The organism is Burkholderia arboris, from assembly GCF_038723655.1.
GTDB lineage: Bacteria > Pseudomonadota > Gammaproteobacteria > Burkholderiales > Burkholderiaceae > Burkholderia > Burkholderia arboris.
Window position 1 is genome coordinate 2,811,002 of sequence record NZ_CP109822.1, and the last position, 12,804, is coordinate 2,823,805.

The following is a 12,804-nucleotide window of genomic DNA, read 5'->3' on the forward strand; positions in this document are numbered from 1 at the left end:
GAAGGGCGCCGGCCGTGCCGCCGCCCGTCGCGTCGCGTCGCTCGTCGTTCACCAGCTGAAGCCCTTCGCGTTGCCGCGATCGACGACCTTCACGTCGACCGGGATCGCCTTCGGCACCGTCGCGCCCCACTTGCGTGCGATCGCGATGCCGAGCGCGATGCGTACCTGGTCGGCCGGGAACTGCGCGGTCGTCTCGATGAACTTCGAATTCGGCTTCTGGATCGCGGCGATCGCCTCGGGCGCGCCGTCGACGCTCGTCAGCTTGATGTCCTTGCCGGAACCCTCGATCGCAGCGAGCGCGCCCATCGAGCCGCCGTCGTTCACGCTGAAGATGCCCTTCAGGTTCGGATGCGCGGAAATCATGTTTTCGGTGACCGACAGCGCGGTTGCGCGCTCCTGCTTGCCGTTTTGCGTATCGACGAGCTTCACGTTCGGGAATTTCGCGAGCCCGGCCTTGCAGCCGCGGACGCGTTCGAGAATCGGCACGACCGGAATGCCGTCGAGGATCGCGACCTCGCCGCTGCCGCCGATCGCCTTCGCGAGGTATTCGCACGACATCACGCCCGCGTCGTAGTTTTTCGAACCGACGAACGAATCGACCGGGCCGTTCGCGTTCGCATCGACGGCCACGACCACCGCGCCGGCCTTCTTCGCCTGCGTGATCGCCGACTGGATGCCGGTCGAATCCGTCGGGTTCACGAGCAGGATGTCGATCTTCTTCTGCAGCATGTCCTCGACGTCGCTCACCTGCTTGCTGACGTCGTGATGCGCGTCGGTCACGACGACCTGTGCGCCGATCGATGCGGCCGCGTCGTTCAGCGCCTTCTGCATCGTCACGAAATACGGGTTGTTCAGTTCCTGGAACGTCATGCCGATGCGCAACGGCGCGGCCTGCGCGGCGGCGGCCGGCAGCAGGGCCGCGACGGCGAGCGCGGCAACGGCCGCCATGCGGGCGGCGCGACGGGGGGATGAGGCGGGCGATGCGTGCGTCATGACGGTGTCTCCGATTGTGTGCAGCTTTTTCGTGGGTGAGTGAGCCCCTCGCGACGTGAGCGACGCGATCGGCTGGGTGAAACGGCAGGGAAAATTCAGGCGGGCGTCAGCCCGGCGATCATCCGGGCTGCGGCGCGAGCTCGGGCGCACCGGGCGTCAGCACGCGCGGCGGCATCGGGTTGCCGGTGGGCGCCGCATGCAGCGCCAGGTCGCGGCTGCGCGCGTTCAGGCGCTGCAGCGCACGGAATTCGGACGGCGCCATCCCCTTCACCGCGCGGAACTGGCGGTTGAAGTTCGACACGTTGTTGAAGCCGGCCTGGAAGCAGATGTCGGTGATGTTCGCGTCGTCGGCGAGCAGCATCTGGCACGCGGACTCAATCCGCAGACGATTCACGTACTGGACGAACGGCATGCCCGTCTGGCGATGGAACGCACGCGAGAACGCGCTGACGCTCTGCCCGGTCAGTTGCGCGAGATCGGATTCGCGCAACTCGGACGCGAGGTTCTTGCCGATATACGACAGCGCGTGGCTGAGCCGCGTCGGCGTGACGTCGGCCTGGTCGTACGCGGGGCTCGCGAGCAGCGTGCGTTCGGCCGCGCCGCACAACCGTTCGAGGATCGTCATGAACAGCGCGATGCGGCGCATGCCGCGTGCGGCCAACAGCTCGTCGAACAGCGGCGCGATCGCGGCGCTCGTCGCGGCGTCGAAGCCAACCCCTCGACGCGCATCGTCGAGCAGCGCCCGCGCGTCGCGGCATTCGGGGAATGCGTCCATGCAGCGGCGCACGAACGCCGGGTCGAACTGGATCACCAGATTGCGGCGCTCGACGGTCTCGCCTTCGGCCATGTCGCTGACCCAGTTGTGCGGCAGGTTCGGGCCGAGCAGCACGAGATGGCCCGGGCCGAACGAGCCGATGTGGTCGCCGACGAAATACTTGCCGCGGGTCGCGACGATCAGGTGCAGTTCGAATTCGGGATGGAAATGCCAGCGGATCGTGCGATACGGATAGCCGTGCGACCAGACCTTGAACGACTCGTCGCGTCGCACTTCGACCACTTCGAGATCGGGGTGCATCATGTTGGCGTCTCCATTCCCATGTATCGCTGGCCGGCCAGTTCGGCGGTGCGCGCGTGTGCCGCGTGTTTCGCGCGGCACCGCGACCGGTCGCATGGGAAGCAATGTAGGTCGATCGAGCGCGCGGCTCCACCAACTTTACGCCTGATTTCCGATACTTTTTTGCGCAATCCGGCCACAAACGGCGCCGCACGGCAAATTTGTGCAGCGCGGTACGGCCGGGCGGCCGTCCGCGCCGGCGTTACGCGGCCGCGTGCTCGCGTGCCGTGCGCACCTCGTACGCCTTCAGGTGGTTGTACGCGATCCGCAGCAGCGACAGCGCGTCGGCCGCCTGCGGGTCGCGCCGCGCGAGCAGGTCGCCGATCACGTGATCGGCTTCGACGCGCGCATGGTTCTCGACGTCGCGCAGCATCGACGCGGTCAGCGGCGACGGCGTCAGCACCATTCTCTGCATCCGCTCGATCGCCGTCGGGTCGGGCCGGTGGCCGTTGTGTTCGGCGATCGCGCTGCATTCTGCGAGCATCGTTTCGAGCAGGCGGCGGCCGTCCGGCGCGGCGAGAATGTCGCCGACCGAGCCGCGGAACAGCGACGTGCTCGCGGCGAGCGTCGCAAGGAACACCCACTTCTCCCACATCCGCGCGGCAATGCTGTCGCTGAGCGTCGCGTCGAAGCCCGCGCCGCTGAGCACGTCGGCCACTGCGCGCACGCGCGGCGATTCGCCGCCGGCAAGTTCGCCGAACGACACGCCGTGCGTGTCGTTCAGGTGCACGATGCGCTGCTCGCGATCGAGCGTCGCCGCGATCACACAGAGCCCGCCGAGCACCTGCGTCGCGCCGAAGCGGTCGCGCAACACGTCGAGATGGCGCATGCCGTTGAGCATCGGCAGGATCAGCGTCTGCGGGCCGACGAACGGGGCAAACGAGAGCATCGCGTCGTCCAGGCTGTATGCCTTGCAGCTCAGCAGCACGAGGTCGAACGGCGCGACGCCGGCGTCCGCATCGGCCGCGCGCACGGTCTGCACGTTCGCAAGCGTCAGGTCGCCGCGCGGGCTGCGGATCAGCAGCCCGTCGCGCGCCAGCGCAGCCGCGCGGCCGTCACGCACCAGGAACGTCACGTCGCGTCCCGCCGCGGCCAGCCGGCCGCCGAAGTATCCGCCGACCGCGCCGGCCCCTACCACCAGAATCCGCATCGTTGCCTCCTTTCGGTTTCGTTCAGTGCCGTGCCGGCGCCAACCCGGGCGCGCGGCGCGAACGCAATTGCCCGACAGTATAGCGATGCCCGTTATGCATATGCATAGATACCCCTTTCGGCATCGAAGGCATCGGGCAGGTACCGGTTCCTAGGGATAACCCGTCTACGGCGATGTGCGCCCGGCGCCGTCAAGATACTTACCCCGTCACGCCGCCCCGGCGAGCATCCTCGACTGACCGACCACATACCATGCGCAACCTTTCCCTGAATCAGAAACTCGCCTCGATGATCGTCATCCTGTGGCTCGGCCTGCTCGTCATCGCCGGGCTCGGCGCATGGCAGACACGCGCCTCGATGATCGCGGACCGCCGCGACCAGCTTGCGTCGCTGGTCGCGCAGGCCGCGAGCGTGACCGACCATTACTACAAGCTGTCGCAGCAGAACGCGATGCCGGAAGCCGATGCGAAGCAGAAGGCGCTCGAGGCGATCGCCGCGATGCGCTACGGCGCCGACGGCTATATCTCGATCAACGATTCGAAACCGGTGATCGTGATGCACCCGATCAAGTCCGATCTCAACGGCAAGGACGTGTCGAACTTCACCGATCCGAACGGCAAGCACCTGTTCGTCGAGATCGTGAAGGCCGGCAACGCGGAAGGCGGCAAGGGCTTCGTCGAGTATCTGTGGCCGAAACCGGGCGCGGACAAGCCGCAGGACAAAACCAGCGCCGTGCAGCGCTTCGCACCGTGGGACTGGTACCTGGTGACGGGCATGTACATGAACGACGTGCGCACGGCGGTGCTCGAGAGCATCGGCCGCTGGTTCGCGATGACCGCGGTGCTCGGCGCGATCGCGACGGCCGTGATGGTGCTGGTGCTGAAGAGCGTGCGCGCGAACCTCGGCGGCGAGCTCGAGGTGGCGCTCGACGCCGCCCAGCGCATCGCGCAGGGCGACCTGACCGCGCGCGTGACCGTGAAGCAGGACGATCGCGGCAGCCTGCTGCATGCGCTGCACACGATGCAGGGCGGGCTGATCGACATGGTGTCGCGCGTGCGGATGGGCACCGAGAACATCAACGTCGGCGCGAGCGAGATCGCGTCCGGGAACACGGACCTGTCGCAACGCACCGAGGAGCAGGCGGCCGCGCTCGTGCAGACCGCGTCGAGCATGGACCAGATGACCGCGAACGTGAAGCAGAACGCGGACAGCGCCGCGCAGGCCGCATCGCTCGCCGGCCAGGCCGCGCAAGTCGCGACGCGCGGCAGCGAGGTGGTCGACGACGTCGTGCGCACGATGAACGAAATCACCGACCGTTCGCACAAGATCGGCGACATCATCGGCGTGATCGACGGCATCGCGTTCCAGACCAACATCCTCGCGCTGAACGCGGCCGTCGAAGCGGCACGTGCGGGCGAACAGGGCCGCGGCTTCGCGGTGGTCGCGGCCGAAGTGCGTTCGCTCGCGCAACGTTCGGCGACGGCGGCGAAGGAGATCAAGTCGCTGATCGTGTCGTCGAACGAGACGGTCGAACACGGCGCGACGCTCGTCACGCACGCGGGCGAGACGATGGCCGAGATCGTACAGTCGGTGCGGCGGGTGAACGAGATCCTCGACGAAATCAGCCACGCGTCGCGCGAGCAGAGCGCCGGGATCGAGCAGGTCAATCGCGCGGTGGGCGAGATGGACCAGGTCACGCAGCAGAACGCGGCGCTCGTCGAACAGGCGGCGGCGGCCGCGCACTCGCTGCGCGATCAGGCCGAAGCGCTGCGCGACGCCGTGACGCGGTTCGCGCTGCCGGCCTGACGGCGCCCGCCCGGCGCGCGCGCGCTCACGCCGCGCCGCCGGTCTGCAGCACGCCCTCGCTGCGCCCCAGCCCCAACCCCGCCGCCCGCTGGATCAGCTCGACGTCGTTGTTCGCGCCGAGCTTCTTCATCGCACTGATCTTCTGCGCGCTGACCGTCTGCTTGCCCTTGCTCAGGCGCTGCGCGATCGTCTTGATCGGCACGCCCGACAGATACAGGCGAATCACCTCGATCTCGCGCGCCGACAGCTTCACGGGCGCCGCGCCCCGCTCGCCGAGCGCGTCGACCGCGCGCCGGACGGACGGGGACCGGTACGTCCCGCCGCTGTAACTCGAATGGATCGCCGTGACGATGTGGCCGACCTCGTCGAACTTGCTGACGACGCTCACGCCGCCGATCGCGAGGATCGACCGGAAGATCAGCGGGTTCTCGTTCGCGACCAGCGCGACGATCCCGACGTTCGGCCGCGTGCGCCGCAGCCAGTCGAACAGCGCGAGGCCGTCCATCTGCGCGTCGCCGCGAATCGCATAATCGACCAGCACGACATCGCAGTCGACGCCGCCGAGCGACGCGACCAGTTCGGCCGCGCTCCGGTACACGGCGACGAGTTCGATCGCGCAGGTGCTCCCTGCGATCTGCTCGATGCCGGCCAGCGTCAACGGCCAGTCGTACGCGAAGACGATGCGAACATTGAATTTCCTCATGCGCAATTCCTGGTGGTTCACCGGCCGCGCCGCACGAAACGCGCGCGACCGGTTGAGCGTTTAAAGGACGTTCAGGCGATTTTTAGCCTGAACGTCGATTCTATGAACCTGCGCACGGACGGGATATCGGACGGCATACGAATCGGCCGTCGGGGACGTAATACGAGTTTGATATTCACGCGGGCTCAGCGGTCGGCAGTCGCCGGTCGGCCGGCGCGGCATCGGCCTGACGGCCGGCTTTGCGCGCCGCGCGGCCGGTCAGCAGGTAAAATCGCCCTTTTGCATGCCATCCCGGGCGACCGGCGGCAAGCGACGCGCCGATGCCCGGCCGCGCGCCACCGCCCTTTCGCCGGCTGCCCGCACTCCCCGTTTTCCTCATGACCGATTCCGACCTGCAATCCGACGACACCTCCATCCACGAAGACGGCCTCTGGCGCGACAACGGCTGGACGGCCCGCATCATCAAGAACGAAGACGACGACGGCTGGGCCGTCGAGATGACCAAGGACGGCGAGTCCGAGCCCGCGCTGGTCGGGCCGTGGACCATGGGCCGCGACAAGAAGAATCCGAAGCCGATGGATGCGAACGCGTTCCGCACGCTCGTGAAGACCGCGACCGAAGTGCTGATGCGGCACGAACAGCAGCGCCGCGCGATGCTGCACAAGGAAGTGACGGTCCAGGACGAAGCCGGGCAGGATGTGTCGGTGACGCTCGACATCGTGCCGGACGAGTTCGAGCCGTATGCGCAGCTCAAGGCATTCGATCCGTATGGCGAGCTGCTGGCCGACGCGAAGGTGTCGGCCGGGTTCAAGCTGAACAAGGCCAGCGCCGAACGCTGGGTCGCATCGGGCTTCGAACGGCCTGCGTGAGCGCGCGCGGCGCGCCGGCACGCGCGGTCAGGCGCCGGTGCCCTGCTCCGCACGTCTGAGCCGGCGTGCGGCCAGCTTGCGCCGCACGAGTTCCTCCAGCTGCTGCGTCGCGACCTCGGAATCGCGCGCGGCCAGGCCAAGCAGGTTGCGCGCGAGCTGGATCGGCGTCAGCACGATGCCCCACGGCAGCCCCCACCAGCCGAGCGTGGCCGATGCGAGCAGCGCGACCGCCTGCTTCTTGCGGCCGCAGCGGCGGCAGCATACGTGGCGTCGCGTGGCCCAGCGCGTGACGAACACCAGCGACACGACGCGATGCGACGCGTGGACGTCGACCGGCCGCCCTTCGCGCAAACAGATCGGGCATGGCCCATAGCGACAGTCGTCGACGTACTGCCGGACCTTGGCGTCGGGCACCCGTTCGGCCTCGACCACGATCGGATGCGCTTGCGCGCACACCGGGCTGCAATAGCGGCGGCGGCCGATCGACCGGCCGCCGGCCAGGAACGTCCTGCCGCAGTGACTGCACTCTGCCACGATAAACCTCGGATAAGCGTGATGCGCCGCGTGCCGGCCGCGCGCATCGATGCGCGCGGGCCGAACGGGTCATTTCACGTCTTAACGGCCGCCGGCGCACGGTCTTGAGCGGACGCGCGCCACGGCGCGTCAGCCGTGCAGCCCGTGCGCGGTCATCAGCCGGTACAGCGTCGCACGCGAGATCCCCAGCTCCGCGGCGACCTCCGCATGCTGGTGGCGGTGGCGCAGCAGCGTTTTCTCGATCGCGTGCCGTTCGGCCTGCCGGCGCGCCTGCGCGAGCGTCGGCGGGTGCTGCGACGTATACGCGTGCAGTTCGAGGTCGGCGGCCGAGATCAGCGGACCGTTCGTCATCACGACCGCGAAGCGGATCCGGTTGATCAGCTCGCGCACGTTGCCGGGCCACGGATAGTTGTGGATCGCCTCGATCGCGCACGGCGTGAAACCGCGAATCCGGTACGAGCCGTCGCCGTGATAGCGCCGCAGCACGTCGTCGGCGAGCAGCATGATGTCGCGGCCGCGCATGCGCAGCGGCGGCTCGTCGATGCGCAGCACGCACAGGCGGTAGTACAGGTCGGCGCGGAACCGCCCGGCCTGCATCGCGGCCTCGAGATCGACATGGGTCGCCGACACGATCCGCACGTCCACCGGAATCGACGCATGCCCGCCGAGCCGCTCGATCTTGCCTTCCTGCAGGAACCGCAACAGGCTCGCCTGGCTCTCGAACGGCATGTCGCCGATCTCGTCGAGAAACAGCGTGCCGCCGTGCGCAGCCTCGATGCGGCCGATCTTGCGCTGGTGCGCGCCCGTGAACGCCCCGCGCTCGTGCCCGAACAGCTCGGCCTGCAACAGGGTCGGCGGGATCGCCGCGCAGTTCACGGCGACGAACGGCGCGTCGGCACGCGACGACTGGCGGTGGATCGCCGCCGCCGTCAGCTCCTTGCCGGTGCCGGATTCGCCGGCGATGAACACGGTCGCCTCCGTGTTCGCGATTTTGCGGATCGTCGCGAACAGCCGGCGCATCGCATCGCACGATCCGATCATCGCGCTGCCGGGCGGCGCAGCCTCCGGGGCCGGGTCGCCGTCCGCGAGCTTCAGCATCCCGTATGCATGGCCGACGAGATAGCCGATGGTCGTGTAGGCCGTCGCGTTGCGCACGTAGTCGAAACAGCAATGGCGGATCAGGCGCGCGATCGTGATGTCGCGCAGCCGCTCGCCGTCGGCGAGTGCGATCCAGCCGACGCGCGAGTCACGCAGCAGCGTCTCGAACGACGCGACATCCGGTGACGCGAAGCTTGCGAAATCGACGATACCCGCATGCGGGCGGTTCGCCTTGACGAGATTCAGTGCGTCCGCAACGGTTTTCGCACGCCACACGTCCCAGCCGCGCAACGCGAGACAGTCGACGAGCGCAGCATCGTGTTGCTGCGACAGGTAGACGAGCGGCCGCGACGGCGCGACATGGTTGCGCCGGACGGCGACGAACGGCAGCGCACCGGCGTCCCGTTCGACATCCTGCGGGCCTGACACGCTGAGCTGGCAGCAATAGTTCACGATGGCCTCGCCGCGTAGGGTTGTATATCGGGGCGGCCGTTGCCGGCTTGTGTGTGGCGGGGCTCCGTGGTCCCGCGGCGCGGCGCCGCGCCGCCCCGTCCTCGAATCGATGTTTCGTTATCGGCAGAACACGACGCGCTGGGTGTAGATCTGCGGCTCGATGACCGGCTTCGCCGATCGGTTGAGATCGTCGCGATAGGCACGGTAGGTCTTGCCATTGACCGTCACGTCAGCCGCGCGGGCCGTCTCGATCTTGTCGAGCCCGTTGCGCTGCCAGTCGCTCACGCGGTCCGCCGCCGTCACGTTCGACTCGCCGGCGATCTTCTGCGTGATCGCGCTGCCGTCGCTCCACGGCTGCGTCTGCATGTCCTCGGCGTGCTGCATCGCGCCGACCGTCTTGCCGGTCGGCGACGGCCCGTTCTGCGCTTCGAACGGTGCGCCGCGGCCATACACCGGCGATTGCCACGACGGCGCGTGCCCCTCCTCGGGCATCATGTAGATCATCTGCGGATCGCCGACCATCATCATCGGCGCGCATGCCGTGTTGTCGGGGCGGCCGAGCGTCGACAGCGCCTGCTGGACGCTCACGGCATTCGCAGCCGTCTGCTCGCTCAGGATGACGAACACCGCGGGATTCTGGAAAACGGACTGCGCAGCGGCTTGCACGCTGACCAGCAGCAAAGCGACCAAAAAGATCCTCATGATTGAGGCCTCCTTGCATCCTCGTCAGGCAAAAAGAGGTGTTGACCTCGGGGATGGGACCAACACCTGTCAAACAGGAAAAGACTGTCGGGCATCGGGCCGTACGGCTCCCGTGCGACCGGCATCCCGGTCGCACGGAAGACGGACCCGCGTGCTCACGACGACGTGCTCGTCGAGATGACGGCCGGCGCCGGCACGACCGGTGCAGCCGGTGCGGCCTGCTGGTCGACCGTAGCCGGCGGCAATGCCTGCGCCGGATCGGTCAACGCGGGCATGTCGGCGGACGGCGCAACCGGTGCGGCAGCGGATTCGACCGCGTCCGGCACCTTCGCGTCGGCTGCCGGCATGTCGGCAGGCGCCGCGGCGGCGGCAGGCTGAGCGGCTTCCGGAGCGGGCGCTTCGACAGCCGCTTGCGGGGCCGGCTCGGCAGCCTTTGCTTCGGCTGCCGGCGCCGTGACGACGGCAGCTGCCGGCATCGGTTCCGCAACGGGTTCGCCGGCGGCCTGCGCTGCGTTGTCGGTCGCGGCCGGCATCGGCTCCGGTGCCTTGTCGGCGACGGCCTGCACGGGCTCGAGTGCCTTCGTGTCGGCAACCGGCTGGGCGGGCTCGGCAGCCTTCGTGTCGGCTACGGGCTGTGCGGCCTCCGGTGCCTTCGCGTCAGCTACCGGCTGTGCGGCCTCCGGCGCCTTCGTGTCGGCTACGGGCTGTGCGGCCTCCGGCGCCTTCGTGTCGGCTACCGGCTGTGCGGCCTCCGGCGCCTTCGCGTCGGCAACCGGCTGCGCAGGCTCGGGAGCCTTCGTGTCGGCCACCGGCGTGGCAGGCGCTTGCGATGCCTTGTCGGCAACCGCCGGCGCGGCAATCACGGCCGCGGCCGGCACGGCTGCCATTGCGGCCGCCGGTACGACCGCGGCTGCGGGCGCGGCGGCAACAGCCGGGGCAGCTGCGACAGCAGGTGCCGCGGCAACCGCAGGTGCTGCTGCTGCCGGCGCAGCCACTGCCGGTGCGGCGGCGGCAACGGCTGGCGCCGCGACCGCCGGTGCGGCTGCGGCGACGGCCGGCGCTGCGACGGCCGGAGCGGCAGCAACCGGCGCGACCGCCGGTACCGGGACAGGCACCGGGACCGGGACGGGCGCCGCCTGCACCGACGTCGTCTGGATCGGACGCGTCGGCGCCGGCGCCGGCGCGGCCGAACCGAGCGGCGGCAGGCCCATCCGGTCGCGCACGATCGGGTCGCGATACTTCACGTCGTCGGCGACGGTCGCTTCGACGCTCGGCGCCACGTTCGAACGCGCGAGCGGCGCGGTCGTGCCCGGGCACAGGTGGCCGGTCGCTTCCACTGCGCGCCGGTTCGCATCGCTCTGGCACAGCAGCGCGAGCGCGACGTCGGTCAGGCCCATCGCACGGAATTCACGCGCATCGAGACGCCGGACGCAAGCCTGGTCGACCAGCGTCGTGCCGCCCGTCGCGCCGAACCCCGGGAACGACACGCCGACGCTCACCGAGCCCATGCAGGTATCGGACAGCGTGGTCGTGAGGCCGGGCGCCTGGATCGCCGGGTTGGTCTTGATCGTCTGCGTGCCCGAGTAGTTGACGTTTTCCGATGTCTGGGTGTTGTACGGGTTGGTGCCTGGCGCGCCGGACGAAGCCAGCGAGCTGACGCTCTGCGGCGTCACGTTCGAGCCGCCGCTCGTGCTGGACGGCATCGTCACGTTCACGTTCACGCTCGAATTGCCGCTGCCGCGCACCCCGCTGGAGCTGGTGGCATTGCCGCCGCGCGAGCTCGTGGTGTTCGTGTTCATGCTCGAGCCACCGCCCTGGCTGATCGCCGTCGACGACGTCGAGGACTGCGCGCTCGAAGTCGAGTCGGCAGTTTGCGCCTGGGCACCGATCGTGGTCATCGCGAACATTGCCGCGCATGCCACCTTGATCCTGTTGCTGTTCATTTCAATCTCCGGACGAGGTTAGACCTCCCACCCAGGCAACCGTGCTAATTCCCCTGAATGACTTCAGATTTCGCTGCTTCCCCGAACTGCTTCCAGCCGCTGCCCAGCTGGGACCACGAGCCGGCCGACATGCCCTGCCACTGCTGGGCGTCCGGTCCGCCGATGGCACTGCCCGACGAAAGCGTTTGTTGTTCTGACGGTTTGGTTGTCTGGTCAGGGTTGTTAGACGTCTGCATAGTCGATTGCACACCATCGGCAGCACGGTCAGCGCCATACGCCGTCAGAGACGCGAGCATCAGAGCGGCGGCAATCAGGTTCTGCTTCATGCCAACTCCTTACGTGACAACAGTGCAGGAAAAGAGACCAGCGTCGCTGCGAAACTGGTCCCCCCACACCAGACTAATGACTGCTCCCGGTCGCGCTCGAACTGCCCTGGCTTCCGCCCGATGCGGACGGTGAACCAGCCGGACCGGTACTCCATGCGGTCGACGAGTTGTAGTGATTCGAACCCGTGATCGCGGCCGATCCGCCACTGCCCGTGAGTCCAGCGGCACCCGCGTTGGCAATGCCGTTGTCGTTCGCGCCCGTGGCCGTGTAGTGGTTCGCGCCGAGTACGATCGTGGCGGTCACCCCTCCCGACAGTGCGTTTGCGTTCTCGTTCGTGCTGCTGTTTCCGCCGAACGAGCCTGCGGCACCGATACCGCCGCCTGCCGCGAACGCGCCCCCGTTCGTGCCGGAACCGCTGGCCGTCGAGGTTGAGTTGTGGTTGGCGGACGCCGTACCGACGGAACCAGCGGGTGTCACGGTACTTCCGGCGCTTGCACCAGCCGTCGATGTCGAATTGCTCGTATAGCTGCCGGAGCCGACCAGTACCGAACCGGACACACCCGCTGCGACGGATTGCGTCTGATTGGTCGTGAACGAACCCGCTGCCAATACGGCCGACGATAGGACGGTGAGCGCTGTCGCTAATATGACTTTGGCTTTCATAGCAATTCCTTGCTGTGAGGAAGTTCGGCGGTGGCGGAGCCAGGCTCGCCCTGGTGGGGTGAAGCCCGGCATCCGTACCGCCAGCCAATGACGAACGCTACGCGCCGCGGCTTAGTGGTGATACGTCCAGCCAACCGAGCCGGCATTCGCACCGCTGCTGCCGCCAGCTTGTGCCCCGCCGAAGCCGAAGCCGCCGACGGTCGACGTTTGGGTATGGTTCGTGTACGAGATCGAACCGCTGCCCGGGCCGCCCGCCACTGCGCCGGCTGCGCCGAGCGCCGCGCCGGAATCGGTTGCGGTGAAATGGCCAAAGCCCGCAACCCCGGCCATCGTCTGGCCACCGCTCGACGAGTTGCTGCTCGACAGCGTGCCGCTGGCGGCGAACGCGGCACCCGAAACCGCCAGAACTGCTGCTGCAATCAGAAGCTTCTTCATGGTCGACTCCATAAC

The 12,804-nt window shown here is 68.2% G+C and carries 14 protein-coding genes; 3 read left to right on the forward strand and 11 right to left on the reverse strand.

Annotated features, from left to right (window positions below):
- Positions 1–48: 48 nt before the first annotated feature.
- From OHZ10_RS30070 to panE, 3 genes are all read right to left on the reverse strand, one after another.
- Positions 49–993: a substrate-binding domain-containing protein gene (locus OHZ10_RS30070; protein ID WP_059239792.1), complete on the reverse strand. Its 945-nt coding sequence runs from the start codon at positions 991–993 to the stop codon at positions 49–51.
- A 118-nt stretch (positions 994–1,111) separates the two neighbouring features.
- Positions 1,112–2,071: an AraC family transcriptional regulator gene (locus tag OHZ10_RS30075; protein ID WP_342705239.1), complete on the reverse strand. Its 960-nt coding sequence runs from the start codon at positions 2,069–2,071 to the stop codon at positions 1,112–1,114.
- Between the two features lie 238 nt (positions 2,072–2,309).
- Entirely contained in the window at positions 2,310–3,257 is a 948-nt protein-coding gene (gene panE / locus OHZ10_RS30080) for a 2-dehydropantoate 2-reductase (RefSeq protein ID WP_340624744.1), read from the reverse strand.
- A 251-nt stretch (positions 3,258–3,508) separates the two neighbouring features.
- Between panE and OHZ10_RS30085 the strand changes: the two genes are divergently transcribed.
- Positions 3,509–5,062: a methyl-accepting chemotaxis protein gene (locus OHZ10_RS30085; RefSeq protein WP_059239786.1), complete on the forward strand. Its 1,554-nt coding sequence runs from the start codon at positions 3,509–3,511 to the stop codon at positions 5,060–5,062.
- A 25-nt stretch (positions 5,063–5,087) separates the two neighbouring features.
- Here OHZ10_RS30085 and OHZ10_RS30090 read toward each other — a convergent pair whose 3' ends face one another.
- Positions 5,088–5,765, reverse strand: a complete 678-nt coding sequence (locus OHZ10_RS30090) for a response regulator transcription factor (protein WP_342705240.1) — start codon at positions 5,763–5,765, stop codon at positions 5,088–5,090.
- Positions 5,766–6,142: 377 nt separating this feature from the next.
- Between OHZ10_RS30090 and OHZ10_RS30095 the strand changes: the two genes are divergently transcribed.
- Complete coding sequence (locus tag OHZ10_RS30095; RefSeq protein ID WP_059239782.1) at positions 6,143–6,634, forward strand: hypothetical protein; 492 nt, start codon at positions 6,143–6,145, stop codon at positions 6,632–6,634.
- Between the two features lie 27 nt (positions 6,635–6,661).
- Here OHZ10_RS30095 and OHZ10_RS30100 read toward each other — a convergent pair whose 3' ends face one another.
- From OHZ10_RS30100 to OHZ10_RS30115, 4 genes are all read right to left on the reverse strand, one after another.
- A complete protein-coding gene (locus OHZ10_RS30100; protein WP_059239780.1) occupies positions 6,662–7,168 on the reverse strand; it encodes a hypothetical protein in 507 nt (168 codons plus the stop codon).
- Between the two features lie 129 nt (positions 7,169–7,297).
- Positions 7,298–8,695, reverse strand: a complete 1,398-nt coding sequence (locus tag OHZ10_RS30105; protein ID WP_059240941.1) for a sigma-54 dependent transcriptional regulator — start codon at positions 8,693–8,695, stop codon at positions 7,298–7,300.
- Positions 8,696–8,836: 141 nt separating this feature from the next.
- A complete protein-coding gene (locus OHZ10_RS30110; RefSeq protein WP_256086123.1) occupies positions 8,837–9,421 on the reverse strand; it encodes a hypothetical protein in 585 nt (194 codons plus the stop codon).
- Positions 9,422–9,576: 155 nt separating this feature from the next.
- Positions 9,577–11,124 carry a chemotaxis protein CheA gene (locus tag OHZ10_RS30115; RefSeq protein WP_342705241.1) on the reverse strand — a complete coding sequence of 516 codons (1,548 nt, stop codon included), beginning with the start codon at positions 11,122–11,124 and terminating at the stop codon, positions 9,577–9,579.
- Here OHZ10_RS30115 and OHZ10_RS30120 point away from each other — a divergent pair.
- On the forward strand, positions 11,111–11,386 hold the full coding sequence (locus OHZ10_RS30120; RefSeq protein WP_226196253.1) for a hypothetical protein: 276 nt from the start codon (positions 11,111–11,113) through the stop codon (positions 11,384–11,386). The genes OHZ10_RS30115 and OHZ10_RS30120 overlap by 14 nt on opposite strands.
- A 22-nt stretch (positions 11,387–11,408) precedes the next feature.
- Here OHZ10_RS30120 and OHZ10_RS30125 read toward each other — a convergent pair whose 3' ends face one another.
- The 3 genes from OHZ10_RS30125 to OHZ10_RS30135 all read right to left on the reverse strand — a co-directional run bounded on the left by OHZ10_RS30125 (position 11,409) and on the right by OHZ10_RS30135 (position 12,789).
- Positions 11,409–11,690, reverse strand: a complete 282-nt coding sequence (locus tag OHZ10_RS30125) for a hypothetical protein (protein WP_059239774.1) — start codon at positions 11,688–11,690, stop codon at positions 11,409–11,411.
- 73 nt (positions 11,691–11,763) lie between these two features.
- Positions 11,764–12,354 carry a hypothetical protein gene (locus OHZ10_RS30130; RefSeq protein ID WP_059239771.1) on the reverse strand — a complete coding sequence of 197 codons (591 nt, stop codon included), beginning with the start codon at positions 12,352–12,354 and terminating at the stop codon, positions 11,764–11,766.
- 111 nt (positions 12,355–12,465) lie between these two features.
- Positions 12,466–12,789 carry a hypothetical protein gene (locus tag OHZ10_RS30135; RefSeq protein ID WP_059240940.1) on the reverse strand — a complete coding sequence of 108 codons (324 nt, stop codon included), beginning with the start codon at positions 12,787–12,789 and terminating at the stop codon, positions 12,466–12,468.
- Positions 12,790–12,804 lie beyond the last annotated feature (15 nt).

Bases quoted from the DNA above. Each gene is read 5' to 3' on its own strand.
- OHZ10_RS30125 (WP_059239774.1), bottom strand. From the start codon at position 11,690: ATGAAGCAGAACCTGATTGCCGCCGCTCTGATGCTCGCGTCTCTGACG.
- OHZ10_RS30110 (WP_256086123.1), bottom strand. From the start codon at position 9,421: ATGAGGATCTTTTTGGTCGCTTTGCTGCTGGTCAGCGTGCAAGCCGCT.
- OHZ10_RS30070 (WP_059239792.1), bottom strand. From the start codon at position 993: ATGACGCACGCATCGCCCGCCTCATCCCCCCGTCGCGCCGCCCGCATG.
- OHZ10_RS30115 (WP_342705241.1), bottom strand. From the start codon at position 11,124: ATGCCGTCCAGCACGAGCGGCGGCTCGAACGTGACGCCGCAGAGCGTC.
- OHZ10_RS30095 (WP_059239782.1), top strand. From the start codon at position 6,143: ATGACCGATTCCGACCTGCAATCCGACGACACCTCCATCCACGAAGAC.
- OHZ10_RS30085 (WP_059239786.1), top strand. From the start codon at position 3,509: ATGCGCAACCTTTCCCTGAATCAGAAACTCGCCTCGATGATCGTCATC.
- OHZ10_RS30075 (WP_342705239.1), bottom strand. From the start codon at position 2,071: ATGATGCACCCCGATCTCGAAGTGGTCGAAGTGCGACGCGACGAGTCG.
- panE (WP_340624744.1), bottom strand. From the start codon at position 3,257: ATGCGGATTCTGGTGGTAGGGGCCGGCGCGGTCGGCGGATACTTCGGC.
- OHZ10_RS30090 (WP_342705240.1), bottom strand. From the start codon at position 5,765: ATGAGGAAATTCAATGTTCGCATCGTCTTCGCGTACGACTGGCCGTTG.
- OHZ10_RS30135 (WP_059240940.1), bottom strand. From the start codon at position 12,789: ATGAAGAAGCTTCTGATTGCAGCAGCAGTTCTGGCGGTTTCGGGTGCC.
- OHZ10_RS30130 (WP_059239771.1), bottom strand. From the start codon at position 12,354: ATGAAAGCCAAAGTCATATTAGCGACAGCGCTCACCGTCCTATCGTCG.